Genomic DNA, 24,471 nt, shown 5'->3' with positions numbered 1-24,471 from the left:
ACTCGAATCCGCACTCGAACCTTCGCTCACCTCCGCGCCGGCGGCTCCACGGAAAACCGGCCGCCGACGTCCTCGGTGGAGTCATCGATCATCGCGAGCGAAGCGAGTTCCGCCTCTTTCGGATCGCGCCGCTCGATCGCCTCGACGACGCGCTGATGCGATGCGACCGCGTTCTCCCACAGCCCTTCCCGGTCGTGCACGATCGGATTGACGGTCGACAGCGCGCCGCGAATGATCGCCGCCATCTGCTTGAAGAACTGATTGCCGCTCGCGATCACGATACGCGTGTGGAACAGCTCGTCGGCTTCCTGATAACCGGCCTCGGCCGGACGGATCACGCGAAACGCCTCGAACGCCTCGCGAATCGCCGTGACGTCCGCCGCATTGCCGCGCGCGGCCGCCTGCGCCGACGCGCGCGGTTCGATCAGGATGCGAAACTCGATGACGTCACGCAGAAACATCGGATCGGGCTTCGCGCGAAAACGCCAGTTGACCACGTCCTCGTCGATCATGCGCCAGTCGCTCATCGGCCGGATGCGCGTGCCGATCTTCGGCCGCACGTCGAGCATGTCGCGCGCGAGCAGCATCGACAGCGCCTCGCGCATCACGGTGCGGCTCACGTCGAATTCCTTCGACAGCACATCCTGCGGCGGCAGTATCGCGCCGTATTTCTCCTCGACGATGCCGCTGACGAGGCCGTCCATGACTTTGCTCACCAACGAGCGATCCTTGTTTGCGTGTTCCATGACATATCCCCGAAGCGGTGTTGACCCCGCGTGGCCTGTGAATGAAGGGCCCGTACGTATCGTTGCTATGCAAATAGGATCGTTTTTCGATACGTTGCTAGCTTCAAAACAGATGCGCCAGTTGGGACACTTCCTGACAGGGTTATCCCTCTGAAGATTTGTTTCTTTCATGTAACGCCATCTGTTTCGCCAGGCACACAGCTCGCTCGTCAAAGCGTGCCTGCGTTGCGGGCTTTGATTAGTGCGCATTCGCACGTTGCGAGATGAAATCGTCTGATTTACGCGGGTCTGGTCAGCATTCGGCATCACACCGAATCTTCGTTCGACGCGCTCGCCGCGACCGACGTATAGCGGCCGCCGAAGAACAGCAGCGGCGCGTGCTCGTCGAGCGAGAACACCAGCACCTCGCCGACGAACAGCGTATGGTCGCCGCACGCATGGCGGTCCACCACGCGCGCGGCGAAGCGCGCAGCCGCGTGCTCGAGCAGCACGACGCCGACGAGGCCGTCGACCGCCGCGAAGCGCGGCGCGCAAGGCGGCGCGAAGCGGCTTTGCGCCTCGCCCGCGAAATGGCGGCTGTACGGCTCCTGCGCTGCCGATAGCACGCTGACGCCGAATAGCTCGGCATCCATCAGCCGCGCATGCATGCGCGCCCGATGCCCGACCGAGACGACGATCAGCGGCGGCTTCAACGACCCCGACATGAACGCGTTGGCGGTCATCGCGTGAAGGCTCTCGCCGCTGCCGGTCGAGATCACCACCACGCCGGTCGCGAAGCGCCCGAGCGCATGCCGAAAGCGCCGCTCGTCGAATGACGGCGGCGGCGCTTCATCGGCTGGCTTATCGGCCTGAAGTGCCGTGGCGCGCATGGGCGCTCCCCTGCCCGCGGCCGTACCGATCGTCGAAGCGCACCAGGTCGTCTTCGCCGGGATAGCCGCCCGACGCCACCTGAAAGCGCGCGCCACGTCCGAGCGGATCATCAAAGCCCCACGGCCGCGCGACCTTGCTCGACGCATCCCGCACCGAGTCCGCTGCGCCGACGTGCGAGCCGCCCGCGTCGAGCCGCACCGTCACGCCGACGAGGCGCGCGTCGCTGCCGATGCGTGCCATCACCGCATGGTCGACCGAGTCGGCAGGACATGCGGCGAACGCGTCGCGCGCGAGATGCCACGCGCCGGTGTCGTCGACGCTCGCGCCCGCGAATGCGTCCTTGCAGGCCGCCGCGATCAGCGGACGGCACAGGCCGATCGCGTCTAGCCACACTGACGCGCGCACCACGAATATGCCGCTGTTCCACCAGTACTCGCCGGACGCCAAATAGCGCTCGGCCCGTTCGGCATCGGGCTTTTCGACGAAGCGCGCGATCCCCCGCGCCCCCCGGTCGCCCAATGCCGCGGCCGTGCGGATATAGCCGTAGCCGGTCGCCGCGCGCTGCGGCGGCACCCCGAGCGTGACGATCGCGCCGCGCGACGCATACCCGAGCGCCTCGTTGAGCGCCGCGCCGAACGCCGCGCGATCGGCGATCGGATGATCGGCGGACAGCGCGACGAGGATCGGATCGTCGCCGGCCACGCTCGACGCACGCGCGGCGAGCGCCGCGACGCTGAGCGCCGGCGCGGTGTTGCGCGCCACCGGTTCGAGCAGCATGCGCACCGGCTTGCGGTACTGCCCGACGCGCTCGAGCGTCGGCAGCCGCGGTTCCTCGGCGCAGACCACCAGCGGTACGGCCAGCGGCGCGGTGCGCGCCGCGTCGTGAGCGGCCGGGTCGAACGCGTCGAACGCGTCGTCGAGCCGGCGCAGCGTCGCTTCGAGCAGCGATTGCTCGTCCATCAGCCCGATCAGCTGCTTTCGATCGCGTTCGCGCGACAGCGGCCACGGCCTCGTAGCGGAGCCGCCCGCGAGAATCACCGGCTGCACGGTCAGTTCGCGAAGCGCGGCGGCAGTCCCGCCCTGTGTCGCGAGCGGATTGCCTGGTTCAACTATCCGATTCATTTCGCACACACTCCCTATGCTTCTTCGAACGGACGCAACGCGTCCGCGCCGCGATCTTCGTCATGCTCCGGTTGCTGCCTGCGCAGCTCGCCGTCGAGGGCCGCGCCGCGGGGTTGACGCAGCTTCGCAAAGCCGTCGCGATAGACGTTCTCGACGTAGGACATGATGTTTTGCTGCGCCACCGACGACAGGATCGCGTGATCGGTGTGCTTGCAGAAGGCCACGTGAATGCGGGCGAAGCGCGCGAGCCGCGCACCGCGCACGCCGAAGTAGCGCTCGAGTTCCTCGACGCCTTCGTCCAGCACACCGAACACCAGATGCGTGTCGACGCCCCGCGCATCGAGGCTGGCGAACATATGCCGCTCCTCGCGCGCGCCGAGCTGGAGGCCGCACAGCTGCTCGATGCGGTCCGCCAGCGTTTCGCCGGTCCGTGCGAGGTGGCGCACCACCACCTCGCGCAGGATGCGCCAGCCGCCGGTCTCCCCCTTGAGCATGCGCAGCCACTTGCCGGGCTGCTTCATCGAGCGCATGTAGTTGCGCGTCGAACCGAACTCGGACACCGGGATCATCGGCTTGCCGTGTTCGTCGCAGACGTTATGCCATCTGAACTTCTGCACGTTGACGATCACCGCGCCCACCACCGCCGGTTCGCGCGTCGCCGCATGCAGGCCGGTGTAGGCGCCGGAGCAGATGCCAAGCAGCACCGCGCCGGCATGGCCGCGCGCGGCGAGCCAGCGCGATGCGCACGCCGCATCGTCGGCGCTCGACTGCGAGTACAGCGCGTCGAGGCTCAGCGTGTCGCACGACGGCATGCTGTCGCCGACACCGCCGACGTCGATGCGCAGCGACGCGATCCCCTGGCGCGCGAGGCGCCGCGCGAAATGCACGCCGAAACGCCCATTGCCGATCCGCGACACCGCGCCCGTATTGAGCAGCAGCACCGCGGGCGCGCTCGCCGCCGCGGCGCCGTCGGGCAGGCAGTAGATGCCGAACACCTTGCCGTCGTTCAGCCACACCGGTGTTTCGCGCAACCCCGGCGCGACATGGTGACCGCTCGCCGGCTCTTCGCCTCGCCGGGGCACGCTCGCCATGCCGTGAGCTCGCGCACCACCCGCCGCCAGCCAGTTCTCGATGGATTCGAACGCGGCGTGCGGTATCTCGCTGTCGAGCGGCTCCATCATGAAGCGGCTATATTCGTCGAACGGGCGACGCTCGACTTCCACGCCATGTTTCGTGTAATAGGCGGCGAGCGCATCGGTACGCACAGGGTTGAGCGAATCGAGCAGCAACACGCGCGCGGCCGGCCGGCTCGTCGCGCGAAACAGCTCCGCCGCGTGCAGGCTTTGGAGCGTGTCGCGATACATGCGGAATCCATAGGCTTCGACGAACTCGTCGGTATCGGGCTCGACCACGCAATCCATCGCGGCCGGCAACTTCAGCCACTGCCGGTAATGCGCGCGCAATTCGCGCTGGTAGGTCTTGCCCGAGAGCACCGGCGACATCAGCACCAGACCGTGGACGTCGCCGAGTTCCTGCGCGGCGAGCGCGGCCAGCATGCCGCCAAGACGCAAACCGCACACGGTCACACGCTCGACGCCGGTCGCCGCGCGCAGCTGCGCGACCGCCTGTTTGACGCTGTCGATCCACGCGCGCCACAGGCCGGCGTCGCTCGGATCGCCGGCTGAATCGCCGGTCGCCGGGTAGTCGAAGCGCAGCACCGGCATGCCGCGCGCGGCGAGTCGCTCGGCGAGCCGGCGCATGCCGCGATAGGTGCACAGCGCGTCGTAGCCAAACGGGGAACACATCACAACGCCATCCGGGCCGTGGGCTGAATGCAACCAGCCGAAGTTGCCGTCGAAGACGATGGGTCTCACAGTCCGCTCCTTACGGTTTCTTTCTTTCAAGTCATTACAACAAAGGTGCTGTTCCCGTTATGTGCGTCCCACCGCATTCGTTTGGACTCCGATTCGAGCTGCGCTTGCGCTTCGATGGCCAGGTGGTGCAGTGCAGCATGCCCGCGCATCGACACCTCTGACATTTAACCCCCGCCCAATCGCGGCTATCTGTACGGCCACCCACACAGCCACGCGGCACCTGGGGGCAAGATGCAACACTGCGACGCGTTCCCGCCGCCGCCCATGTGCGCGCGAAAATGTCTCTATCCAGCGGCAACGCCGACGAGAAAAATCACACGATAGGCTCACGCCTCAACGGCCGGACAATGGAACATGGAAAGAAGCATCGTCAGGAACATCTTCGTCAACTTTGCCGGCGCCGTTGCGCCGACCTTCGTTTCCCTCGTGACCGTGCCCGCCTACATTCATCTGCTGGGCGTCGAGCGCTATGGGGTGATCAATCTGCTGTGGACGCTGATCGGCTACTTCAGCGTCCTCGATCTGGGCACCAGTCTCGCGACGGAAAATCAGATCGCCAAGGCCCGCGCGGCCAACGACGATTCGATCGAACCGATTTTCTGGAGCGCGTGTTTCATGAATCTCGGCACCGGCATCATCGGCGGTGCGCTGATTTATGCGGCCACCATCGTCTACATCACCTACGGCGTAAAAATCGAGCCGACGTTCCAGCATGAAGTGATGGCGAGCCTGCCGTGGATCGCGGTCGCCGTGCCGATCGCGAACGTCACCTGGGTGTTCGCGGGCGCGATCACCGGCGTCGAGCGCTTCGCGAGCTACAACATCAACCAGATGTTCGGCACCGCGCTGTTCCAGTTGCTGCCGATCGCGGCGATCGTCTGCTTTTCGCCGTCGCTCGCGATCGCGATTCCCGCCGCCGTGATCGCGCGTCTGGTCGCCGGCCTGTTGCTCGGCGTGGCCGCGATTCGCGCGCTCCACATTCGCCGCATGCGCATGCCGCATTGGCGTTTGATGATCGGCCTGTTTCGCTACGGCCGCTGGCTGCTGATGTTTTCCGGCGCCAACATGATTGCGTCGACGCTCGACCGGGTGCTCGTCGGCGGGCTGCTCGGCGCGCGCTTCGTCACCTACTATGCGACGCCGCAAAACCTGATCAATCGATTGAACCTGCTGCCGCTCGCGATCGTGCGAACCCTGTTTCCGCGTCTGTCGGCGGCGTCGCGCGAGGATGCGGATGTGCTCGCGCACCACGCGCTCGCGTTTCTCAACGGGGCTTTTACGCCGTGCATGATCGTCGCGCTGTTCGCGCTGAAGCCGTTCCTGCTGCTGTGGCTCGGACCGCAGCTCGCCGCCTCGGCGCCGGTCGCGAGCGTGCTGATCCTCGGCGTGTGGCTGAGCGGGCAGTCGAGCATCCTCAGCAGTTTGTTGCAGGCGCAGACCCATCCCGCGGCGGTGGCTAGCGTCAGTTGGCTGCAGTTGCCGTTCTTCACCGGCGCATTGTGGTGCGGCATCCACTGGTTCGGGATCATGGGCGCGGCGCTCGTCGTCGTGCTGAAAGCGCTATTCGATTATTCCGTATTGCTTGCATTCTCACGACTGCATGCGTGGACGATCGTGCGCAATATGCTCGCGCATCTGGCGTTTTTACTTGTCGCGCTCGCGCTCGCGGATTCGATCGACGCGTTGCTGCTGGCGATCGCCGTCGCGCTCGGTTTGAGCGCAGCGAACTTCGGCATGTCGCTGCTTGGATCGAGCGAGTTGCGCGCTGCGCTTTACAGGCTGTGGCTGCGTTTCGTGCCGTGGTCCGGACCGGCGCAAGGCTAAGCGCGCGGCGCACGACTCAATGACGCAGGTTCACCGCTAAGCGGCGGCAGACCTGGATGCAGGGTTGACCAGGCGTAACCGGCCCACGCGCACTACAACAGCTCGAACGTGTTGACGAACGATGCGGCGCCGCGCTCGCGGCGCCGCGAACCGAAGCGCGCCGGCGCGCCGCGCACCTGACGCGTGAGACCGATGAACGGCGCGCCGTGTTCGAGGTACGGCCCCTCCGTCTTACGGAAACCGAACTGCTCGTAGAACCCGCGCAAGCCGAGCGGTGCGCTCACGCGCGTGGCGCGTCCCGGCCAGCGTTCGGCGACCGCTTCGAGCACGCGCTCGATGAGCATCTCCGCGGTACCGTCGCCGCGCCGCAGCGGGCTCGTCAGCACCTTGTCGATCGTCACTTCCGGATCTTCGGAATCGCCGGGCTGCACCCGCGCATAGGCGAGCACCGGCATCGGCCGCGCCATGTCCTCGACCGCGAACACATGCAAGGCCTGCTCGTCGCGACCGTCCGGGTCGAGGCATACATGCGACTGCTCGACGACGAATACCGCGCTGCGCGCACGCAGCACGACGTATAGCTCACGTGCAGATAGCTGATCGAACTCCAGCGTTTTCCAGTTCATCACGTCCCCGGGTGGTCAACAATCTCGGCGGACCGGCAACGCCTGGCGTGCGCGACGGCAGCCCGATCCATGACGGTCCCTCATCATGGGCTACACGGTACGTGCGCGAAAGATGCGCTTCCGTGCGCCATCGCACTGACGCTCGGGCTTGACAATTCTTAAATACGAGTCAATGAAGCGCAGGCCGCTTATCGCAGATGGCTCAACCGAGATCCATCTGCATCACGGCACTGCGACATCGCGCACGCGCGCCGCGGTCATCGCACCGCCCGGACTCTACACACGAAAATCAGGTGCCGCCGATCGTTCGAGCTGGGCACCAACCGACAGACCTTCGAACATAAGGGGAACACTGCATGAAGACTGCATTGAGACGCATCCTTTCCGAATCCGCACGCCTGGATGTCCCGGTGGATAGTCTTGCCGACGACGCCGACCTCTATGCTGCCGGACTCTCATCGCTCGCGACCGTGCATCTGATGCTTGCCATGGAAGACGAATTCAACGTCGAGATTCCTGACCGTATGCTGACGCGCCGACTATTCTCGAGCCTCGACTCGATGGCCGCCGCGATCACGGAGCTGCAGCGGGCTAAGGCGGCGGCATGAGTGCACCGCTGCTGGATCAGGCCGCCGCGGCGGCCTCCGGGGCGGCCGCGAACTCGACTACCGACACACAGACCCACGATGGCCACGCCGCTGCCAACGTGGCGCTGACCGCGCTCGCGTCCGGTCCCGAATGGCGTGCCGCAGCGCATCGTTGCGCGGCCATCGCCGCGCAGCACGCGGACGCCGTGGACCGCGAGGCGCGCTTTCCGGCCGAGGCGTTCGACGCGCTCAAGGGCGAGCGTTTGCTCTCGGCGATGGTGCCGAGCGCTTACGGTGGCGCAGGGCTGTCGCTTGCCGATATCGGCGCGATCTGCGAGACGCTCGCGCAGGGCTGCGCGTCGACGGCGATGATCTATGCGATGCATCAGATCCAGGTCGCGTGCATCGACTCGCATCGCGGCGCCTCGGCCTGGCACGCGAGCCTGCTCGCGCAGCTGGCCGAGCAGCAATGGCTGCTCGCGTCGGCGACGTCGGAAGAGACGATCGGCGGCAACATGCGCACCAGCGCGTGCTCGGTCGAACTCGATGGCGCGCGGTTTCGGATCGACAAGCTCGCCCCGACGATCTCCTACGGCGCGCACGCCGACGGCATCCTGGTGACCGCGCGCCGCACCGCCGACGCGGCCGCGTCCGACCAGCTGCTGATCGTGGCGCTGCGCGCCGATACGCAGCTCGAGCGGCGCGGCGGCTGGGACGCGATGGGCATGCGCGGCACCTGCAGCGAGGGCTTCCGGCTCGTCGCGACGGGACTGGCCGAACAGATTCTCGCGACACCGTTCGCCGACATCGCCGATCAGACCATGCTGCCCGTGTCGCACATACTGTGGGCGTCGGTGTGGACCGGCATCGCGCTCGACGCGGTCAATCGCGCGAAGGCGTTCTTCCGTGCGCAGGCGCGCGCCAAGCCCGGCACGATGCCGCCCGCGGGCCTGCGGCTGGCTGAAGCGGTCGGCCTGCTGCAGATGATGCAGGCGCGTCTGTCGGTCGCGCTGGAAGCCGCGCGCGCCGCGCATCGGGCACGCGACGGCGCAGCACAAGCGGACGCCCCGCTCGCGGCCATGCTGGGTTTCGCGTCGGACATGAACACGCTGAAGACCAGCATCTCGACCACCGCGCTGCAGGTCGTCCAGCAGGTGCTGATGATCTGCGGCATGGCGGGCTACAAGAACGGCACGCCCTATAGCGTCGGCCGCCATCTGCGCGACCTGCACTCGGCGCCCTTGATGATCAATAACGACCGCATCGCGCAGAACACCGCGAGTCTGCTGCTCGCGCAACGTCCTGCCGCGCCGGGGAGAGCCTGAATGAAGCTGATGACCCATACCGCCGCTGTCGCCGCGGCCGCCGCCGATCTGGGGCCTTCCCTCACGCTGCGCGACGAGATGCTGGCCGCCGGCCTGCTGATCGATACCGGGGAAAACGGGCTGTATGGCCGCAGCCAGATTTTCGAGGACGTGATCGACCGTCTGAACGTGGCGATTACGCAGCTGGGTAAAGATCAGCAGCCCGAAGTACTGCGTTTTCCGCCCGCGATGCGCCGCACCGACTTCGAGGATAGCGAGTACCTGAAGAGTTTTCCGAATCTCGCGGGCACCATTCATTCGTTCTGCGGCAACGACATGGGCCACCACCGTCTGCTGCGCGCGCTCGACGATGCGATGGCCGACAGCGAAGACGATCGCGGCGACGCATGGCTCGCGCAACAGAAACCGACGCGCGTCGTGCTGACGCCGGCCGCCTGCTATCCGATCTATCCGGTGATGGCGCGGCGCGGCCCCCTGCCCGCCGGCGGCCGCACGGTCGACGTGCTGTCGTACTGCTTTCGCCATGAGCCATCGCTCGATCCGGGCCGCATGCAGATGTTCCGCCAACGCGAATACGTGCGCCTCGGCAGTCCCGAGCAGGTGATGGCGTTCCGCCAGATGTGGATCGAGCGCGGCTCGCTGCTCGTGAAGCTGCTGCGCTTGCCGGTCGAAGTCGATCTCGCGAATGATCCGTTCTTCGGCCGCGGCGGCAAGATCGTCGCCGATAGCCAGCGCTCGCAGGCGCTCAAGTTCGAGTTGCTGATCCCGGTCGCCGACCCGCGCGGCAAGACGGCCTGCCTGTCGTTCAACTATCACATGGACCACTTCGGCGCGATCTGGAAGATCGCCTGCCACGACGGTGCGACTGCGCATACGGGCTGTGTGGGCTTCGGCATGGAACGCATCACCCTCGCGCTGTTCCGTCATCATGGGCTCGACGTCAACACGTGGCCCGACGAAGTGCGCGCGCTGCTGTGGGGCGATACCGAAACCCGCGTCGCGCATGCGCTGCAGGCGGCGCCGTCGACGCCAACGTCAAGCGTCGCCACGGAGCGCGCATGAAGCCATCGCCGAGTCCGGCGCTTGACGGCGCGGCGCCCCGTGGCGACACGCCGTGGCGCGAACACGTCGCGCACGCGCTGCATCAGGGCGAGCGCGTGTGGCAGGAGACCAACTGCTATGTCGATCTATGGATCGAGCTGCTGCACGGCTTCGGGCTCGATCCGCGCGCGGCGCTCGCGTTTACGGTCACACAGGATTTCGAAGGCGATCAGTTCACGTTCTTCAAGTTTCCACTCGACGATCTCGGACGCCTGTACGGCATCCAGGTGCAGGAGCTCGCGATCTACGACTCGCTCGAACAACGCGTGCTCGCGCAGACACTGCGCGGACATACCGTGCTCGTCGAGGTGGACGGCTACTACCTGCCCGATACGCGCGCGACCTCGTATCGCAGTGAGCATCCGAAGACCACGATCGGCATCGACTTCGTCGACACCGCCGCGCGTCGCCTCGGCTATTTCCACAACACCAGCTATCACCGGCTCGAGGGCGACGACTACGACGGCGTGTTTCGCAAGCTGCCGCATTTCACCGCGCAAGCCGATCTGCTGTTTCCCTACGTCGAGTTCGCCAAGCAGGCGCGCCCCGCGCTTGAAGGCAGCGCGCTCGCGCAGGCGTCGGCGGACTTGCTGTGCGCGCATCTGGAACGGCGCCCGTTGACCAATCCGATATCGCAATGGCGTGCCGCGTTTCCCACGCATCTCGACATGCTGTTCGATCGCGACGAGGCGTACTTCCACCTGTACTCGTTCAATCTGATGCGGCAGCTCGGCGCGAACTTCGAGTTTCTGTCGAAGTATCTGCAGTGGCTGTTCGCACAAGGCTTCGAGATTCCGCCGACGATACCGGCCGCCGCGCAACGCATCGCGTCGGAGTCGATGGTGATGCAATTCCGGCTGATTCGCGCGCTCGCGCGCGGCCGTCGCGATAGCTGCGAAGACTGCTTCGACGTGCTCGAAAGCGCTTATGAAAAAACGCTGCCGCCGCTGGCCGCTCTGGTGCGCTAAGCGTTGATGCGTTGATGCGCGCGCCTGGTGCCGCGCAGCTTTTCCGGGGAATTGACCGTGGATGTATCGACACTCGATCCGGCGGCTGACGAGGGCGGCGCCGGCCGGCCGCGCGCGGCCGGAGCGCTCGCGCCGGCGCACGAGGCTAGCACTGCGCCTACTGCGCCCACCGCGCCCGCGCTATGGCCACAACGGCTCGACACCGGCTGGGCATGTCTGAGCACGCCACCGCACGCGTACGAGTCGCCGGCCGATCTGCCCGCCCAAGGCTGGCTCGCCGCACCCGTACCCGGCACCGTCGCGAGTGCGCGGCGCGCAGCGGGTCTGCTCGATGTCGATCACCCGCCACAACTCGCGTTCGACGATCACTGGTATCGCGTCACACTGATCGGCGAGGGGTCGCGCCGTTTGCGTTTTCATGGACTCGCGACGCTCGCGCAAGTGTGGCTCGACGATGTGAAGCGGCTCGATTCCGAATCGATGTTCATCGCACACGATCTGGATATCGAACTGAATGGACGCGCAACGCTCGTGCTGTGCTTTCGCTCCCTTACCCCAGCGTTGACCGCTAAACGCCCGCGCGCACGCTGGCGACCGCGGCTCGTGTCGCCGCCGACGCTTCGCAATGTGCGCACCACGCTGCTCGGTCATATGCCCGGCTGGTGTCCGACGATTCAGGCGGTCGGTCCATGGCGTCCGATCGAGATGCTTGGCGACGCGCCGCACGCCTTCGACACGATTGATCTGACCAGCCGGCTCGAGCGCGACGACGGGGTTGTTTCGTTGACGTTACGTTTCGTCCACCCCCATGACCCCACCATCTGCCGCGCGACACTTTCTTGCGGCGATCATGTTTCGTCTTTGCAATGGCGCGATGCATACACACTCACGGGCAACGTTCGCGTGCGCGACGCGAAACGCTGGTGGCCGCATACGCACGGAGAGCCCACTTTATATCCTGTGACGTTGCAGCTCGCCGACAGCAAGGTGATGTCTCATTCTCTTGGCTCGATCGGCTTTCGTCGGATCGAAGTGGACCGCGGCGCCGACGGCGGGGACTTCGCGTTGCGCGTGAATGAAGTGCCCGTGTTCTGCCGCGGCGCGTGCTGGACGAGCGCCGATCTCGTCACGCTCGCCGGCACCGAGGCGCAATTGCGCCATACGTTCGAGCTCGCGCGCGCCGCTGGCATGAACATGCTGCGCGTGGGCGGCACGACGCTCTATGAGTCCGATCTGTTTTATGCACTCGCCGACGAGTACGGCCTGCTGATCTGGCAGGACTTCGCGTTGGCGAACTTCGACTACCCGAACGATGCCGCGTTCAGCGCACTGATCGAACGAGAAGCGAGCCAGTTCCTGACTCGCACACGTCGCTTCGCGTCGCTCGCGGTGCTGTGCGGCGGCAGCGAGGTCGATCAGCAGGCGGCCATGTTCGGACTGCCCGTGGCGCGGCGCGCGCATCCGTTGTTTACCGAGCTGTTGCCTGCGCTCGTCGCGCGCGAACGCGCTGACGTCCCCTATGTCAGCAACTCGCCGTCTGGCGGACCATGGCCGTTTTCGACTAACGAGGGCATCACGCATTACTACGGAGTGGGCGCGTATCAGCGCCCGCTCGCCGACGTGCGCGGTGCCCAGGTCCGCTTCGCCGCCGAATGTCTGGCGTTTGCCAACGTTCCCGACGAGGCGACGCTGCATGAGGCGCTCGGCACGATTCATCGGCACGATCCGCGCTGGAAAGCCGCCGTGCCGCGTGATGCCGGCGCGGGCTGGGATTTCGACGACGTGCGCGATTTCTATCTGCAGTCGCTCTACGGCGTCGAGCCGGCGCGCTTGCGCTATGAAGACGCGGCGCGTTATCTGGATCTGTCGCGCGCGGTGGTCGCCGAGCTGATCGGCGACGTGTTCGCCGAATGGCGGCGCGCGGGTTCTCCGTGCCGTGGCGGTCTCGTCTGGCAGTTGCAGGATCTGCGAGCGGGCGCGGGCTGGGGCGTAATCGATGCGACAGGACGGCCCAAAAGCGCGCTACACGGCTTCGCGCAGACGCTGCAGTCCCTGCAGGTCACGCTCACCGACGAAGGCCTGAACGGCCTCGACATTCACCTGATCAACGAGCATGCGCAAACGTTTAGCGGCGAACTCGAACTGGTCTGTCTGCGCGACGGCAGCATAAAGGTCGCCTCAGCGCGCCACGCGCTGACGCTTGCCCCGCGCAGCCTGCGACGCATCAGCGCGGCCGCGTATCTCGGCCAGTTCTTCGATTTCACGCATGCGTACCGCTTCGGCCCGCGCGCGCACGATGTCACGATTGCAACGCTCTACGATGCCGCGAGCGGCGAGATCGTGTCTGAAGCGTTTCATCTGCCCGAGCGTAGCGTGCACGCGCGTGATGACATCGGTATGACCGTCGAGCTCGAACGTAGCGGCGACGGCAACGGCTGGCATCTCGCGATCGAAACGAAGCGCTTTGCGCGCTTCGTTCATATTATCGATCCGTACTACCGCGCGGCGCGCGACTGGTTCCATCTCGCGCCGAACCGGCGCACCATCGTGCCGTTGCTTGCGCTCGACCCATTGCTGCCGACCGCGTTCGCCGCGTCGCCGCAGGAAGTCGTTGCAACTGCATCGAACGCAGTCTTTAAAGTTGATGAAACATGCGCGGCACCCCGGGGGGAAGTCCGCGCGATCAATGCGCTATCCGCCATCTTCTACGGCTAGTGGTCATTCCGAACTAGTCACATGCCCGCGAAGCGCGCCAAAGCTCGCTTCGCACGTTTCGAACTGTCTGCTGTGCGCGCTCACTGTTGGCTGGAGCGCGACTGTTGCCACGTCTGCGGGGCCTTGCGTGCGGCAGCATACGCATTGCATTTAACACTTCTGAATCATTTCGGGCACTGCGCGCGGAGCGCTTCAAAACGTGCATGCGGCGCCAGGTTCAAATCTGCGACAGCTTCGACAGCCACCCTGTTTTGGGCCGTGAGGCCTGTGATATCAAGGGATGCGCCGAAACCCGAAGCTTTCATTGGATGCACTCCCGATCTGGCGGCAGTGTGCAGAACTGAAACAAAAAACCGCTTTTCTCCTCGCGATGCGTCGAGGGGTTCTTCGCTGCGCCGCATCAGCGCACGTTCTCAGTATCGTTGGCATGGTCCTCGCTATTACCTTTGCGCAACAGAGCGCCACCGCACACGAGCAACGACAGAGGCGGCGGCAGACAGGCCTAAACGGGGCCGATGCTGTTCATCCTAGCTGCTAGCCAGCCCCGAGGATGCGGACATCGGATCAAAGAAACGGAGAGCGTCACGCGACGCGCGACTCTCTCATCGAGGACCGATCATGTTGACACTTCAATCCGATCTGCACGGTAACCATCTGCTGGGCGCATTGCCGTCGCACGAATGGCAAGCGCTAGCTCCGCACCTCGAACTGGTTCATCTGCGCACCGAGCAGCTGTTGTGCGATTCGGGTCAACGGATCCATCACGTGTACTTCCCCACCACCGCGATCATCTCGATGCTCTCGACGATGGAAGACGGCAGTTCGGTCGAGATCGCCGCGGTCGGCCGCGAAGGCATGACCGGCGTGCCGGTCCTCACGGGCGGCGAGACCATGCCTAACCGCGTGCAAGTGCAATGCGCGGGCTTCGCCTACCGGATGAGCGCGCAGGCGCTCAAGCAACAGTTCGCGCGTTCCGACTTTCTGCGCCGCCTGATGCTGCTGTACATGCACGCTCTTCTGACCCAGGTCGCGCAGACCGCCGCGTGCAATCGCCATCACGCACTGAACAAGCAACTGTGCCGCTGGCTGCTGATCGAAGTGGACCGCGTGGCATCGAACGACCTGACCGTCACGCAGCAACTGATCGCCGACATGCTCGGTGTGCGCCGCGAAGGCATCACCGAAGCGGCCGGCAAGCTGCACGACGAAGGTCTGATTCATCATAGCCGCGGTCATATCAAGGTGCTCGACCGCAAGGGCCTCGAAGCCCGCGCGTGCGAATGCTACGGCCTCGTGAAGCGCGAATTCGATCGTCTGCTGCCGCGGCTGCGCCAGGCCGAGACCGTTGAATAAGCGGCACGCCGCTCGATGACCGGGATCGATTTGCCTATGTTCAGGATGACCGCTCGATGCCTCGACGCGCTCTTCGTGATTGTGGGCGGCATGCTCGCCCACTGGATGCGCTTCTCCACGCCAATCGCGTTAGCCGATACCGAGCGCCTTTTGATCGCGTTCAACTGTGTGCTGGTTCTGTTGCTGTTTCCGGGCTTTGGCGTCTATGAGACCTGGCGCGGCAAGGCGCTCGCGCCGGTGCTCGCGAGAATCGCCGCCGCGTGGCTCATGGTGGTCGCCACCGCGCTCGTGCTCGCGTTCACGCTGCATCGGACGGATGCGGTGTCGCGCCTGTGGTTCGGTTACTCGACACTGATCTCCGGCGCGCTCATCATCGCGACCCGCTGCATCATGCACGTGGTGCTACGCTTCATGCGCCGCCGCGGCATGAACGCGCGCACCGTCGCGATCGTCGGCGCACCGGGCTTTGCGCGCACGCTGCTCGCACACCTCGAGCATGCGCCGCAAGCGGGCTTCAAACCGGTGTGCGTGTTCGATACCAGCGTGGAAGGCCACGACGCATATGGCGCGCGTCTGACCCGGCTACCCGTGCTGACCGATCTGAAGGCGTTCGCGACGAAGGTGCGCGATGAACGCGTGAACGAAGTGTGGCTCGCGTTGCCGCTCTCCGAGGAACGCACGATCTACCGCTTCACGCGCACCTTCAGACACGACTTCGTCAATCTGCGCTTCATTCCCGATGTACGCAGTCTGTCGCTGTTCAATCATGCGATCGCCGATGTTGTCGGTTTGCCGACGCTGAATTTGAGCGCGACGCCGTTCTCGCCGCCGCAGATGTGGCCCAAGCTGATGTTCGACCGCGTGTTCGCCGCGCTCGCGCTGTTCGCGCTCGCGCCGGTTTTCGTCGCGCTCGCGATCGGCATCAAGCTCACCTCGCCGGGACCGGTGTTTTTCCGGCAAATCCGCAAGGGCGTCGACGGCCGGCCGTTCGGCATCTACAAATTCCGCTCGATGACCGTGCACCAGGAAGAGCACGGCCAGATCACGCAGGCGACCCGCAACGACTCGCGCGTGACGAAGCTCGGCAGCTTCATGCGCCGCACGAGTCTCGACGAACTGCCGCAGTTTCTGAACGTGCTGCTCGGTCAGATGTCGGTGGTGGGTCCGCGTCCGCATGCGGTCGAACACGACGATCTGTACAAGGACCAGGTGCGCGGCTACATGCACCGTTATCGCATCAAGCCCGGCATCACCGGCTGGGCGCAGGTCAATGGCTATCGCGGCGCCACCACCAAGGTCGAAAAGATGGAAGCGCGCGTGAAGTTCGATCTCTTCTATATCCAGAACTGGTCGTTCTGGTTCGACATGAAGATTGTCTTCATCACCATTTTCAAGGGCTTTGTCGGCCGCAACGCGTTCTGACTATGCGCGGGCAATCGCATCGGCGCGTGCCGGTGATCGCGCCGGCTCTGCGGCGCACCGCCGATCTCGCTTGCTACGTCGCTGCGAATAGAAACGCCAACCGCGGCGGCCCGATCGACAGCAGCCGTCGTTGACGCACCATGAGCAGCCGCTGCGGAGCACGTCGTGCATGGATCCGCCGCGCGACACCCGCCTTTACAGAAACGCGCTGACGTCGGTCTGAAACCGCACCGCGAGCGCCTTGGCGACCTTCTTGCTGATCGCGCGGCGCCCCGCGAGAATATCGCTGACCACGGTCGGCGACGCGATGCCGGCCAGATCCTTCTGCTTGAGCCCATGGGTGATCAGCAGATGGCGCAGCACCTCGCGGGGCTCCGCTTTTGGAATCGTCAGATGGCGCGCTTGCCAGTGACCGACGAGTTCCGTCACGATCGCGTGCAGATCGGCGAGCGGATCGCTGTCGTTGCCACTTAGATGATCGGACAGCGAGTTCGCGACGCGCACCATCTGGTGATAGTCCTCCTCGGTGCGAATCGGTGTGATCGGCAACTGGCTCTTCAGCGCAGCCCACGTTGCGGAGATGTCGGGAAAGGGTCCCGGAAGGCGATCGGCATTCATGTGTTTAAATTCGTCCTCGTCCAAAAGCCGTCCGCGCGTTAATCGATGACGCGCGAATGACGACTGCCTGTTGTAGTGAATCGCCGTGGCACGCCGGGCTACCTTCACGGCGAACTGCGCAGTGAGGTCATTCGGCGGTCACGATAGCGAACGTCTGCTTCAGGTCGTTATGGCCACGCGAGGCATGCCGCGCCAGCGAATATCTCGCCCGTAGCGCGTGGCGCGCACCCCGATCTCGTTTTTTGAAGTCCAATCCTGCTTGCTTGACACTGGCCCGCCACAGCGGGCCTTGCACGCGCGGCGCATCTCGCGCGGTACGCGATACGCGCTGCCGATACAAAGCGCGAAGCGGACGCGCCCACACCAATAGCCGCCCGGACACATGTTGGTCAGAACGGCTCGTTACTGCCCGTTGCGAAGTCACTGCATGACGACGAAAACCTGTTGCTCTCCTATCGAAAACCCCACGAGGCGAGAACAGCGAAAGACGCTCACCTCAATGCCCTCTTCCTGCTGTTGGGCGCGGTGTCGCTGGCGATGCGGAGTTCCCGCGTCGCGAGATCGGGCTCCGCCCACGCCACCTGCTCGCCGGGCTCCAGCGCCGGCAGACCCTGTGCGCCCGCCGCGATCGTGCGCGTGACCTCGGCCATGAACGCGCGCCGGAACACCGGAGCCGAAAACCGCTCGGCGTTCGCGCGACAGGCCGCTGGCGTGATGTACGCGCTCAGCCGCTCGAAGCGGTCGATCGCGTCGAGTATCGACACCGCCGTCTGGCGCGCGAAAAAAACCCCGGTCGGATGCGGGTCGCCGACCGGCACCACCGCTTCGAGCGCCCCGCCCTTACCGAACGCAATGACCGGCGTGCCGCAGGCCTGCGCCTGGAGCGGCACGATGCCGAAATCTTCGTCGGCGGCGCACACGAAAGCTCGCGCGCGCGCCAGATAATCCTTAAGTACGCCGAACGGCTGATTGCCGAGAATCGTCACGTTCGGTCCGGCGCTCGCGCGAAGCGACGCCATCTGCGGCCCGTCGCCGATCACGATCAGCTTGCGCTGCGGCGTCGCGTTGAACGTCTCGATGATCAGATCGATGCGTTTGCGCGGCACCATGCGCGACACCGTCAGATAGAAATCGTCTTTCTCGGTGCGCAGTTCGAATTCGTCCACATCGACCGGCGGCGGAATCACCGCGGCATCGCGCCGATAGGTTTTCATCATGCGCCGCGCGACCGATTGCGAATTCGCGATCAGACGATCCACACTGTTCGTGGACTGCGCATCCCAGCCGCGCAGATAATGCAGCAACACGCGCGCCGCCCACGACTTCGGCCCGCGCAACAGATTCGCGTCGCGCAGATATTGATGCTGCAGATCCCACGCATACCGCATCAGCGAATGCACGTAACTGATGTGCGTCTGGTCGGGACCGACCAGCACGCCCTTCGCGACCGCGCAAGAACTCGTTATGACCAGGTGGTAGCTCGACAGATCGAACCGTTCGACGGCGAGCGGCATCAAGGGCAAATAGGCGCGATAACGAGTGCGCGCAAACGGCAGACGTTGAATGAACGAGGTGGTGACCGGCTTGCCGGCAAGCGGCGCGCGATCTTCGAGGAAATCGACGACGCTGAAAACGTCGGCGTCGGGAAAGCACTCGATGATCTGCTCGAGCACTTTCTCGGCGCCGCCGGGAGCGACCAGCCAATCGTGCACGATCGCCACTTTCATGTTCTGTCCTATCTGTCGCAAAACGCCATTTGGCCTCAGGGAAGAGTGTATGTGCCGCGCTCCCGGCTGTGCGTGCGCGTGCCCACATTCGACATGCGACAGTACCGGAGTCGTCGTTCAGACAGTTCGTTTGCGCCCGCGAAATGACGGCTTCATTCGTGCGCTTTCGTATGCGTAGTACGCCGGAGGCATCACTTCACGGGTGCGCCTGGATGCGGGTAGCGCGGGCGTCGGAGATCGCTTTGCGCGAGCGCAATAAAAAACGCGTGTGAGCCGTTGGAACAGCTCACACGCGTCAGAGCGAACGGAAACGCAATCCGCTTAATTCTGGCCGTACGTGATGGTTTGCACGCCGGAGTCCGTGCCGAGCAGACACAGATTCGCGCCGCGGCCCGCGAACAGGCCCACCGTGACGACGCCGGGCCATGCGTTGAGATGCGCCTCGAGCGTGCGCGGGTCGCCGATGCTCAAGCCCTTTACGTCGATGATCTCGTTGCCGTTGTCGGTGATGAACGGCACGCCCTCTTTGGTCACGCGCACGACGGGCACGCCGCCGAGCGCCGTCACGCGGCGGCCGATCGCGGTGCGCGCCATCGGCACGATTTCGATCGGCAGCGGGAACTTGCCGAGCGTGTCGACGACCTTGCTCGCGTCCGCGATGCAGACGAATACGTCCGACACCGACGCGACGATCTTCTCGCGCGTGAGCGCGCCGCCGCCGCCCTTGATCATCGCGCCACTGCAATCGATTTCGTCGGCGCCATCGACGTACACGGGCAGCGCGTCGATCTCGTTCAGGTCGAGCACCTTGAAGCCGTGCGATTGCAGACGCGCGGTGGTGGCGAGCGAACTCGACACGGCGCCGCGATAGCGGGCTCGGGTGGCCGCCAGCGCGTCGATGAAGCAGTTCGCGGTGGAGCCCGTGCCGACGCCGATCACCGAGCCTTGCGGTACGTTGGCGTTGACGTAATCGGCGGCGGCCTGGCCGACCAGTTGCTTGAGTTCGTCTTGAGTCATGGGAGAGGCGGCGGAAGCGTGAAAAACCGATAGTTTACCGGAGCGGCGCTGGGAAGGCTCGGTTGGCGCGGCGTTTGCCGGGCACCTGTGCACACATTGAGTCGCAGGAATCAAAAAGCGCCCGGAACCATCACCGCGTTCCGGGCGCCCACCATCGACCAACGACAAAAGCGACAAAGAACTACTTCTTCACCGCCCTTTGCCGCACAGCCTCGAACAAACACACCCCGCTCGCCACGGACACATTCAAACTCTCCACCGTCCCCGCCATCGGAATGGTCATCACGACGTCGCACGTTTCACGCGTCAGACGCCGCATGCCCTCGCCTTCGGCGCCCATCACGAGCGCCACCGGCCCGTCGAGCTCCGTTTCGTAGACGCTCTTGTCCGCGTCGCCGGCCGTGCCGACCACCCACACGCCCGCATCCTTGAGCTCGCGCAGCGCGCGCGCCAGATTCGTGACCGTGATGTACGGCACCGTGTCGGCCGCGCCGCTCGCGACCTTCGCGGCGGTCGCGTTCAGCCCCACCGCGCGATCGCGCGGCGCGATCACAGCGTGCGCGCCGGCCGCGTCGGCGACGCGCAGGCAGGCGCCGAGATTGTGCGGATCCGTCACACCATCGAGCACGAGGATCAGCGGCGAGCCGCTGATGCCGTCGAGCAGTTCGGCCAGATTCTGCGCGAGCGGCAGATCGCCCGCGCGCGCGACCACGCCCTGATGGCGTTCGGTGCGCGCGAGGCCCCACAGACGCGTTTCGTCGGCAGCGATCAGCCGTACGCCGGCGTCCTTCGCGGCATGCAGGAATTCGGTCATACGACGGTCCTTGCGTGTCGCGTCGTAATAGACCTCCTCGACCGTCGACGCATCGTGTCGAATACGCGCGGTCACTGCGTGGAAACCGTATAAAACCTTATGACGTGCCATGACTGAACAACCTGTGATTGGGCGCGCATTCAACGCGCGCCACTGTGATGAATATGAAACCAAAAGGCAGACCGCGCGCAGCCGGCACGCGTTCGCGTGCCCGCTGCGCGCGGTCCTGACACCGTGAAATCTCAGCGCTTCTTGCGTGGCTGCTTCGACGCCGGCCTGGTCGCGACACCGTGCTTGTTGCCCGCGCCACGCGCCGCGCGCGCCTCCTTGACGGCCACGCTCTGCGCGGGCGCGGCCTTGTTGCGCCGCGGACCCGGCACCGACGCGCCGCTTTCCGCCGACGGCAACGCGCGCAGCCGCGGGCCCGCGCCTTCGCCCTTGTCCGCCGCGATGCCGCGTGCCGCAGGCGGCTTGATCGGGGTATCGCGCACGAGTCGGAAGTCGATCTTGCGCGCGTCGAGATCGACGCGGCTCACCTGCACCCGCACGCGATCCGACAGCCGATAGCGAATGCCGGTGCGCTCGCCGCGCAGCTCGTTCTTGATTTCGTCGTACTGGAAGTAGTCGGAGCCGAGCTCGGTCACATGCACGAGACCTTCGATGAACAGCGAATCGAGCTGCACGAAGATGCCGAACGACGTGACGCCGTTGACCCTGCCGCCGTACTCTTCGCCAAGCTTGTCGCGCATGAAATAACACTTGAGCCATGCTTCGACGTCGCGCGACGCTTCGTCCGCGCGGCGCTCGTTCGCCGAGCAGTGCAGCCCGAGCTCTTCCCAGATCGCCACGTTGTTGGCGCGCGCGCGGGCGCCACGCTTTTCCTCGTCGGCCTGCTGCATCGCGCGGGCGCGCGGCGACAGCGCGGTATTGAGCTCGACGCCATGCGACGGCTGCGGCTGATACTTGCGACCCTGCAGAATCGCGTAGATCGCACGATGCGTGAGCAGATCGGGATAACGGCGAATCGGGCTCGTGAAGTGCGCGTAGGCCTCGTAGGCAAGACCGAAGTGGCCGATGTTGTCGGGGCTGTAGACCGCCTGCTGCATCGAGCGCAGCAGCATCGTCTGCAGCATCGAGGCGTCGGGCCGGTCGCGGATCTGTGCCATCAGCGCAGCGTAGTCGCTCGCGTGCGGCGAGTCGCCGCCGCCGAGCGTCAGGCCCATGCCGCGAAGGAAGGTGCGCAGGTTCTCGAGCTTTTCCGCGCTTGGGCCCGCGTGCACGCGGAACAGGCCTGGATGCTTGTTGCGCTTGAGGAAATCCGCCGCGCACACGTTCGCGGCCAGCATGCATTCCTCGATCAACTTGTGCGCGTCGTTGCGCGTGCGCGGCACGATCTGCTCGATCTTGCCCTGCGCGTTGCAGACGATGTACGTCTCCGTCGTATCGAAGTCGATCGCGCCGCGCTTCTGGCGCGCGGCGAATAGCGCCTTGTAGACGCCATACAGATTCTGCAGTTGCGGCAGCAACGCGGCACGGCGAATCGCTTCCGGGCCCTTGGTGTTCGTCAGCACCGCGGCGACTTCGGTGTAGGTGAGCCGCGCGGCCGAATGCATGACGCCCGGATAGAACTGATACGCCTTCACGTCGCCGCGCGCGGTGACGATCACGTCGCACACGAGCACGCAGCGGTCGACTTGCGGATTGAGCGAGCACAGTCCGTTCGACAGCTTCTCCGGCAGCATCGGGATCACGCGGCGCGGGAAATAGACCGACGTGCTGCGCTCGATGGCGTCGGTATCGAGCCCGCTTTGCGGATGCACGTAATGCGACACGTCCGCGATCGCGACGATCAGACGAAAGCCGTCGCCGCGGCCGACCTTCACGGGCTCGCAATAGACCGCGTCGTCGAAGTCGCGCGCGTCCTCGCCGTCGATCGTGACGAGCGGCACGTCGCGCAGATCGACGCGATGGCGGATGTCGGCCGGACGCACTTCGTCGGGCAGCTTGGCCGCTTCGCCGAGCGCGGCCTCGCTGAATTCGTGCGGCACGCCGTACTTGCGCACCGCAATTTCGATTTCCATGCCGGGGTCATCGATATCGCCGAGCACTTCGACCACGCGGCCAAGCGGCTGCGAATGCCGGCTCGGGAAATCGGTCAGCTCGACCACCACGACCTGGCCGACCTTCGCCTTGCGGGTGTTCTGCGTGATCAGGATGTCGTGGCCGATGCGCTTGTCTTCGGGCGCGACGATCAGCGCGCCGTTTTCATTGAGCAAACGGCCGATCACACGCTTGTTCGCGCGGTCCGTGACCTCGACGATGTGCCCTTCCGGCCGCCCGCGCCGGTCATAGCCGACGATGCGCGCGAGCACGCGGTCGTTGTGCATGACCTTCTGCATTTCGCCATTGGGCAGGAACAGGTCGTCCTGGCCGTCGTCGCGAATCAGGAAGCCGTAGCCGTCGCGATGCCCCTGCACGCGGCCGGCGACGAAGTTCGACGGATGCGTCAATTGATAGAGATTGCGCTGATCGAGCCGGATCTGGCCGTCGCGCTCCATCGCGCCGAGACGCTTGAAAAATCCTTCGCGCTCCTGGCGCTTGATCGACAGCGCTTCGGCGATGTCGTTCGCGGCAAGCGGCGTTTCACTCGTGCGCAGCACGCCGAGGATTTCTTCGCGGCTTGGAATCGGATACGGAAATTTGCTCAAGGGCTTGTCGATGATTTTTTCTCGTTGCATGGACGTCGGTCGGCGATGGGGCCCGGCCTGGAAGGCGTTTGCGTAATGCGCACAGTCGCGCCTGGCTGCATCTGCAGGGCGGCTGCGCTGCCTCGGTCATTGCACCTGCCTGCTTTCTGCTCTACCGCGATTTGCACCGGAAATTGCCGGCGTCCGTGGGACACCGAATGTGCAATGTGCCGATGGAGTACTGCGAGGCATTCTAACACCCGCGCCCCATGCGCCAAGCGGGCTTGCGGCGGTGGTTCGGACACGTGGCGGACCGGCTCGCCGCAAGGTTCGATCGCGATTGGCGAATCGCTTGACAGGTCAAAACCGGTCGCTATAATGGCGGTCTTTGCTGTTCATCACCTGCCCAGGTGGCGAAATTGGTAGACGCACTAGGTTCAGGTCCTAGCGGTGGCAACACTGTGGAGGTTCGAGTCCTCTCTTGGGCACCAGATTCGAAAAAGTAGAGCCGCCTTCTGGCGGCTCTACTTTTTGTTAGAGCTTGGCAGTCGAGAGCGTTGTTTGCGTCTCAATTGCCCGGTGAGCAGGACGGTGGCTCGGTAGCGATTGGATCACTTCGCTGCGCGTTCACCGGGCGGATGAGACAGGTTTGTCCGAAGCAGAAATTGACAAACTTAATCATCTTGCTAAAATAGCTGTCTAGCTTTAAGACGTGCCCAGGTGGCGGAATTGGTAGACGCACTAGGTTCAGGTCCTAGCGGTGGCAACACCGTGGAGGTTCGAGTCCTCTCCTGGGCACCATCAGATGGTCCGGCGTAAGCCGAAGTAGTTCGAGAAACCCCGTAAGATCAAAGACTTACGGGGTTTTTGTTGCCTTCAGATTCCGTACATTCCACTGACGTCGATCCTTTTTGCGCATACTGTTGCGCATACCGGATCTTGGGCTATTGCCATGCCCAGACGAGCCGAACCGAAGTCGGAGTTGGCGTTCGCGGAGCCAAGGTACGACAACGCCCTACCTTCTTGCCGAAGGCGCATTCCACCTCGTCGCCGACAATTAGCTCGCCTTCAAACG

18 protein-coding genes and 2 tRNA genes are annotated in these 24,471 nt (G+C 64.9%); 10 read left to right on the top strand and 10 right to left on the bottom strand.

The window, feature by feature from the left end:
* Window positions 1-26: 26 nt before the first annotated feature.
* The 4 genes from BJG93_RS06420 to BJG93_RS06405 form a co-directional block, all read right to left on the bottom strand.
* Window positions 27-746 carry a FadR/GntR family transcriptional regulator gene (locus BJG93_RS06420; RefSeq protein WP_027197489.1) on the bottom strand — a complete coding sequence of 240 codons (720 nt, stop codon included), beginning with the start codon at window positions 744-746 and terminating at the stop codon, window positions 27-29.
* Window positions 747-1,051: 305 nt separating this feature from the next.
* Window positions 1,052-1,615 carry a flavin reductase family protein gene (locus BJG93_RS06415; protein ID WP_027197488.1) on the bottom strand — a complete coding sequence of 188 codons (564 nt, stop codon included), beginning with the start codon at window positions 1,613-1,615 and terminating at the stop codon, window positions 1,052-1,054.
* On the bottom strand, window positions 1,587-2,738 hold the full coding sequence (locus BJG93_RS06410; RefSeq protein ID WP_027197487.1) for a mannose-1-phosphate guanylyltransferase: 1,152 nt from the start codon (window positions 2,736-2,738) through the stop codon (window positions 1,587-1,589). Before BJG93_RS06410 ends, BJG93_RS06415 begins: the two co-directional genes overlap by 29 nt.
* Window positions 2,739-2,752: 14 nt before the next feature.
* Entirely contained in the window at window positions 2,753-4,612 is a 1,860-nt protein-coding gene (locus BJG93_RS06405) for an alpha/beta hydrolase family protein (protein ID WP_027197486.1), read from the bottom strand.
* 354 nt (window positions 4,613-4,966) lie between these two features.
* Here BJG93_RS06405 and BJG93_RS06400 point away from each other — a divergent pair, with 354 nt between their 5' ends.
* Window positions 4,967-6,436 carry an oligosaccharide flippase family protein gene (locus tag BJG93_RS06400; protein WP_027197485.1) on the top strand — a complete coding sequence of 490 codons (1,470 nt, stop codon included), beginning with the start codon at window positions 4,967-4,969 and terminating at the stop codon, window positions 6,434-6,436.
* Between the two features lie 92 nt (window positions 6,437-6,528).
* Here BJG93_RS06400 and BJG93_RS06395 read toward each other — a convergent pair whose 3' ends face one another.
* A complete protein-coding gene (locus BJG93_RS06395; protein WP_027197484.1) occupies window positions 6,529-7,062 on the bottom strand; it encodes a GNAT family N-acetyltransferase in 534 nt (177 codons plus the stop codon).
* Between the two features lie 356 nt (window positions 7,063-7,418).
* Between BJG93_RS06395 and BJG93_RS06390 the strand changes: the two genes are divergently transcribed.
* The 7 genes from BJG93_RS06390 (at window position 7,419) to BJG93_RS06360 (ending at window position 16,533) form a co-directional block, all read left to right on the top strand.
* Window positions 7,419-7,670, top strand: a complete 252-nt coding sequence (locus BJG93_RS06390; protein WP_027197483.1) for an acyl carrier protein — start codon at window positions 7,419-7,421, stop codon at window positions 7,668-7,670.
* The gene (locus BJG93_RS06385; RefSeq protein WP_027197482.1) at window positions 7,667-8,974 is read left to right on the top strand and encodes an acyl-CoA dehydrogenase family protein; all 1,308 of its coding nucleotides are present in this window, start codon (window positions 7,667-7,669) and stop codon (window positions 8,972-8,974) included. The genes BJG93_RS06390 and BJG93_RS06385 overlap by 4 nt, the downstream gene beginning before the upstream one ends.
* Complete coding sequence (locus BJG93_RS06380) at window positions 8,975-10,036, top strand: amino acid--[acyl-carrier-protein] ligase (protein WP_027197481.1); 1,062 nt, start codon at window positions 8,975-8,977, stop codon at window positions 10,034-10,036.
* Window positions 10,033-11,043, top strand: coding sequence for a DUF1839 family protein (locus BJG93_RS06375; protein WP_027197480.1), 1,011 nt, complete (start codon window positions 10,033-10,035; stop codon window positions 11,041-11,043). Before BJG93_RS06380 ends, BJG93_RS06375 begins: the two co-directional genes overlap by 4 nt.
* Before the next feature lie 57 nt (window positions 11,044-11,100).
* On the top strand, window positions 11,101-13,758 hold the full coding sequence (locus BJG93_RS06370) for a glycosyl hydrolase 2 galactose-binding domain-containing protein (protein ID WP_174566104.1): 2,658 nt from the start codon (window positions 11,101-11,103) through the stop codon (window positions 13,756-13,758).
* 618 nt (window positions 13,759-14,376) lie between these two features.
* Window positions 14,377-15,111, top strand: coding sequence for a Crp/Fnr family transcriptional regulator (locus BJG93_RS06365; protein ID WP_006048767.1), 735 nt, complete (start codon window positions 14,377-14,379; stop codon window positions 15,109-15,111).
* Between the two features lie 36 nt (window positions 15,112-15,147).
* Complete coding sequence (locus tag BJG93_RS06360) at window positions 15,148-16,533, top strand: undecaprenyl-phosphate glucose phosphotransferase (protein ID WP_027197478.1); 1,386 nt, start codon at window positions 15,148-15,150, stop codon at window positions 16,531-16,533.
* A gap of 195 nt (window positions 16,534-16,728) precedes the next feature.
* On the opposite strand, the gene BJG93_RS06355 is transcribed toward BJG93_RS06360, so the two are convergent.
* The 5 genes from BJG93_RS06355 to rnr form a co-directional block, all read right to left on the bottom strand.
* A complete protein-coding gene (locus BJG93_RS06355; protein WP_027197477.1) occupies window positions 16,729-17,151 on the bottom strand; it encodes a helix-turn-helix domain-containing protein in 423 nt (140 codons plus the stop codon).
* A gap of 491 nt (window positions 17,152-17,642) precedes the next feature.
* Window positions 17,643-18,878 carry a glycosyltransferase family 4 protein gene (locus BJG93_RS06350; protein WP_027197476.1) on the bottom strand — a complete coding sequence of 412 codons (1,236 nt, stop codon included), beginning with the start codon at window positions 18,876-18,878 and terminating at the stop codon, window positions 17,643-17,645.
* A gap of 321 nt (window positions 18,879-19,199) precedes the next feature.
* The gene (rpiA, locus tag BJG93_RS06345) at window positions 19,200-19,895 is read right to left on the bottom strand and encodes a ribose-5-phosphate isomerase RpiA (RefSeq protein WP_027197475.1); all 696 of its coding nucleotides are present in this window, start codon (window positions 19,893-19,895) and stop codon (window positions 19,200-19,202) included.
* Window positions 19,896-20,076: 181 nt separating this feature from the next.
* On the bottom strand, window positions 20,077-20,820 hold the full coding sequence (gene rlmB, locus BJG93_RS06340; protein WP_027197474.1) for a 23S rRNA (guanosine(2251)-2'-O)-methyltransferase RlmB: 744 nt from the start codon (window positions 20,818-20,820) through the stop codon (window positions 20,077-20,079).
* A 131-nt stretch (window positions 20,821-20,951) separates the two neighbouring features.
* The gene (rnr, locus tag BJG93_RS06335) at window positions 20,952-23,447 is read right to left on the bottom strand and encodes a ribonuclease R (RefSeq protein ID WP_027197473.1); all 2,496 of its coding nucleotides are present in this window, start codon (window positions 23,445-23,447) and stop codon (window positions 20,952-20,954) included.
* A 353-nt stretch (window positions 23,448-23,800) separates the two neighbouring features.
* On the opposite strand from rnr, the gene BJG93_RS06330 reads away from it, so the two are divergent.
* Together BJG93_RS06330 and BJG93_RS06325 are read left to right on the top strand one after the other, a co-directional pair.
* Window positions 23,801-23,887 (top strand) — tRNA-Leu (locus tag BJG93_RS06330).
* A 223-nt stretch (window positions 23,888-24,110) separates the two neighbouring features.
* Window positions 24,111-24,197 (top strand) — tRNA-Leu (locus BJG93_RS06325).
* Window positions 24,198-24,471: the final 274 nt, after the last annotated feature.

Origin of the sequence: Paraburkholderia sprentiae WSM5005 (genome assembly GCF_001865575.2) — a bacterium.
GTDB lineage: Bacteria > Pseudomonadota > Gammaproteobacteria > Burkholderiales > Burkholderiaceae > Paraburkholderia > Paraburkholderia sprentiae.
Note: the sequence above shows the minus strand (reverse complement) of the source record. Positions and strands in the feature narration are given on the sequence as shown.

Bases quoted from the DNA above. Each gene is read 5' to 3' on its own strand.
- BJG93_RS06420 (WP_027197489.1), bottom strand. From the start codon at position 746: ATGGAACACGCAAACAAGGATCGCTCGTTGGTGAGCAAAGTCATGGAC.
- BJG93_RS06415 (WP_027197488.1), bottom strand. From the start codon at position 1,615: ATGCGCGCCACGGCACTTCAGGCCGATAAGCCAGCCGATGAAGCGCCG.
- BJG93_RS06410 (WP_027197487.1), bottom strand. From the start codon at position 2,738: ATGAATCGGATAGTTGAACCAGGCAATCCGCTCGCGACACAGGGCGGG.
- BJG93_RS06400 (WP_027197485.1), top strand. From the start codon at position 4,967: ATGGAAAGAAGCATCGTCAGGAACATCTTCGTCAACTTTGCCGGCGCC.
- BJG93_RS06395 (WP_027197484.1), bottom strand. From the start codon at position 7,062: ATGAACTGGAAAACGCTGGAGTTCGATCAGCTATCTGCACGTGAGCTA.
- BJG93_RS06390 (WP_027197483.1), top strand. From the start codon at position 7,419: ATGAAGACTGCATTGAGACGCATCCTTTCCGAATCCGCACGCCTGGAT.
- BJG93_RS06385 (WP_027197482.1), top strand. From the start codon at position 7,667: ATGAGTGCACCGCTGCTGGATCAGGCCGCCGCGGCGGCCTCCGGGGCG.
- BJG93_RS06380 (WP_027197481.1), top strand. From the start codon at position 8,975: ATGAAGCTGATGACCCATACCGCCGCTGTCGCCGCGGCCGCCGCCGAT.
- BJG93_RS06375 (WP_027197480.1), top strand. From the start codon at position 10,033: ATGAAGCCATCGCCGAGTCCGGCGCTTGACGGCGCGGCGCCCCGTGGC.
- BJG93_RS06365 (WP_006048767.1), top strand. From the start codon at position 14,377: ATGTTGACACTTCAATCCGATCTGCACGGTAACCATCTGCTGGGCGCA.
- BJG93_RS06360 (WP_027197478.1), top strand. From the start codon at position 15,148: ATGTTCAGGATGACCGCTCGATGCCTCGACGCGCTCTTCGTGATTGTG.
- BJG93_RS06355 (WP_027197477.1), bottom strand. From the start codon at position 17,151: ATGAATGCCGATCGCCTTCCGGGACCCTTTCCCGACATCTCCGCAACG.
- BJG93_RS06350 (WP_027197476.1), bottom strand. From the start codon at position 18,878: ATGAAAGTGGCGATCGTGCACGATTGGCTGGTCGCTCCCGGCGGCGCC.
- rpiA (WP_027197475.1), bottom strand. From the start codon at position 19,895: ATGACTCAAGACGAACTCAAGCAACTGGTCGGCCAGGCCGCCGCCGAT.
- rlmB (WP_027197474.1), bottom strand. From the start codon at position 20,820: ATGGCACGTCATAAGGTTTTATACGGTTTCCACGCAGTGACCGCGCGT.
- rnr (WP_027197473.1), bottom strand. From the start codon at position 23,447: ATGCAACGAGAAAAAATCATCGACAAGCCCTTGAGCAAATTTCCGTAT.